The 3,456-nt window shown below is 30.4% G+C and carries 3 protein-coding genes; all 3 read right to left on the reverse strand.

Features of this window, described 5'->3' with window-relative positions; translation table 11 throughout:
• On the reverse strand, positions 1-573 hold a 573-nt coding region (locus QZ357_RS03050; RefSeq protein WP_290771663.1), incomplete at its 3' end, for a sodium/proton-translocating pyrophosphatase.
• Positions 574-605: 32 nt separating this feature from the next.
• Positions 606-839 carry a preprotein translocase subunit SecG gene (secG, locus tag QZ357_RS03055; RefSeq protein ID WP_290771665.1) on the reverse strand — a complete coding sequence of 78 codons (234 nt, stop codon included), beginning with the start codon at positions 837-839 and terminating at the stop codon, positions 606-608.
• 501 nt (positions 840-1,340) lie between these two features.
• The coding region (locus QZ357_RS03060) for a glucosaminidase domain-containing protein (protein ID WP_290771667.1) at positions 1,341-3,456 on the reverse strand (2,116 nt) is incomplete at its 5' end.

The following is a 3,456-nucleotide window of genomic DNA, read 5'->3' on the forward strand; positions in this document are numbered from 1 at the left end:
CCAAACTGCTCGGTTACGATCTTCCGGGCCGTTTCCTCGGTATAGGCCGCCGCCTACTCTACCGAATAAAGCTATAGATGAAGCTCCAAGTCCAAATCCGGTAATAATATTAACATCACCGAAAATCATATAAACAACGCTTACACCGATTGCACCAAGACCTACAACACAAAGACCCATTACGCTACCGCCGTTAAAAGCAACTTTTAAAGCGGCGCCCATGCCTTTGTCCTTAGCTTGTGCAGCAGTTCTTGTATTTGCTTGTGTAGCAACCTGCATACCAAAAAATCCGGCTAAAACCGAGAAAAGTGCACCGACAACAAAGCAAACAGCTGTTTCCCAACCTATTAAAGCAAATAATACTGCGAATAAAACAACAGCAAATATAATGATATACTTGTATTCGCTTGTTAAAAATGCCATTGCACCTTCATGAATGTGAGAAGAAATTTCTTTCATTCTGTCTGTTCCTGCATCAACTTTTTTAATTGAAGAAGCAAGATATAACGCAAATAAAAGCGCTATAATACCCGCAACAGGGGCAAAAAACTTTAAAGTTTCAACATTAAACATTTTTTTCCTCCGAAATTGTTATAAATATTATTTTATTTTGTTAGAAGGTTAAAAATAAAAATAGATACAAAAAATACTACTGCCGATATTAAAGTAATCTTATTTAAAAGTCCTTGCATACCGTGAGATTTTTTCTTACCGAATAATCCTTCCGCACCGCCAGCAATAGAACCGCCCATTCCGGCCGAAGAGCCTTCTTGAAACAGAACGCTTCCAATAAGAGCAACGCTGGAAATTACAATTAAAACCAATAATACTGTTTCCATTTTATCCTCCTAAATTTAAATCTTGCAAGTAAGTATTATATCATACGAATGGCTTAAATAAAAGAAAAATTTAATATTTTTTCTCCAAATCAAATAAATTTTGAGCATAATCTTTATATTTATACAATAATCATTTAATTAAACAACATTAAAATAATAATCAAAAAAAATCTTATTTATTTTACAAAACTTCCCAATATAAAATACTCTTATTTACAAATAATATATATAGAAATAAAACAAAGGAGATTAAAATGGGAAAGAAAAAAGAAAAGAAAAACAAAAAACAAAATATCAACAAACAAGAACAATCTTTAAATAATAAAAACGAACAAAAACAAGAAAATAAAAATGATAAAGATTGTAAATAAAACTTTTAGTTAATTTAATTATCCACTTGAAACCGTAATATTTCAAGTGGATAAAATTTCAAAGTATTTAACTTACATATAAAAACCACATTACAAAAACAAACATACATGAATAAACTGTAAAGTATATTTATTTTAAAACTATTTTCTTACCGTAAGTATAAGTATAGTCTCCATGAGTAAACTTAACTTTGTATGATCCTTTCGCTAAAAGTTTTTTATTATATTTGCCATAATTCCCGTATCCCTTAAATTTTACCGAATTTTTTACATTAGCTTTTTTATAGTAAAATATTTCTCTAAATACAAGTTTGTTTTTTGAATTATATATTCTTACCATACTGGTTCCGGGTCTATTAGGTTTCATAGAAAGGACAGTTGTACTTTTTCTTTTTATTTTCGTATTGGTTATATTCGTATAAAGCCTTGTCGCTTTATTGTATAACTTTATACTGTAAAGTTTTGTTTCTGTTTTTGTATCTGAGGTCGACAATATAAGTTTTACATAATACTTATTTCCTGAAGAAGTTCTTTTTACATAACTCCCCTCTTTATAATTAGCAACGTTTCCTTTGGTTGCCTTGCCATCCCAATATATTTTCTCTGTTGTAGTACCTGTATTTTTCTTTGTAATGCTTGCCTTTGCAACTAATTTCTTTTTACTGTCATATACTCTTACTTCCGCTTTTGCATTTTTTACATTCGAATATAATTTAGATTGAACTCTAAGTTTATTTCCATATCCCGGAGTAAATCCGTAGCTTACAGAAGGGCTTATTTTTAAATCCGAAATTTTCAACTTGGCTTTCGTTTGCACCGGCTTTTGTGTAACTCCGCCCTCCAAATTTCCTTTACCTTTTCTAACGACACTCACATCACTTTTTCTTACATAAGCAACCGAGTCATTATAGTTATACAAGTTTTGAAAATGCACATTTCCATCTACAACACCCATATCGGTTTGTATTTTATAAAACTCACCCTCTTCAGATAATATTACAACAGGCATACCTATAGGCTGAGATAATTGCTTATTTGAAAGCTTATAGTATACCTTACTACTTAAAGAGGGCTTTTGATAGACATTTGTTACTTTACTTGTTACTCCTATGGTGTATTTTTCGTAATCCTTTGAACCCATATTTTTATCTTGGGTATATGCTATTCCACCTATTTTTTCTCCATGATAAGGATCCGAAGCATATTTCACATTTACACCGATTTTTTTATTTCCAGGAGAAGAACCATAATATCTAAAATCAGAATTAGCATCAAAATACGCTCTGCTGAGATGTCTGTAAGCATGTTCTTCTATACATTTTGATGCACTTGGAAAAGAGTACGCATTGTCAGGATTTTCATCATATGCGGCTATACCAAAAAGATTGTTTTTATTTTTAGCATAACTACTAGTACCGTAACCACTTTCCAAATTTGCAAAAGATAGCTCCATTAAAGCATTTATACCATATTTATTTTGGACATCTATGAGTGTTTTCCCTTGATTTTTCAACTTTGAATCAGAAGGGTAACTTTTTATTCTCAAATCCAAATCCTCTTTTGTATAACTTGTTTTTGTTCTGTATGAAAGATAAGTAAAGTAAGGATAATAAGTACCAACCTTACTTGAAGAACTTAAATATTTCGAAGTATAAAAATGCACTCCATCCACACTGTAATATTTAGTATTTGTCTTCATAAAAGAAGGGGCTTTATCTACTATAAAACTTTGAAGTACAGATTTTTCCCCATTTTCGTATCTTTGCGAATTTATAGGATTATTCAAAACAGATACATAATGATACAAATCTCTGTTTGAATTAACATAATAGTAGCCCATTTTATATTTTTTTGTATCAGAATTCCCAGATAAGTATAAATCAGAAAAAACAGATTCGGGAACTAATGTTAAATTATCCGATGAAGTATAATTCATTATTCCACTTATGCCGATTTTACATCTAGATGATTTGTAATTTTCATTATTTTGTGCTCCGTAATAAAACACTTCTTGATTATTTACAATATAGGGACTACTCGAACCGTAATTATCATCAAGTATAAGCATTGCACCTGGTGAAGAAATATATGCACGACCTATTTTCATATCGACAACTTTATTGTCATCATTCAAAATAACAAGTCCATATGCCTTTTTAAGATATTCCGATATATTTTTATTTTTATATTCAGCATAAATATTATTCATATAGGTTTTTGCTTCTGCAAAATCGACAAACTTTTTC

Origin of the sequence: Anaerofustis sp. (assembly GCF_019420015.1) — a bacterium.
GTDB lineage: Bacteria > Bacillota > Clostridia > Eubacteriales > Anaerofustaceae > Anaerofustis.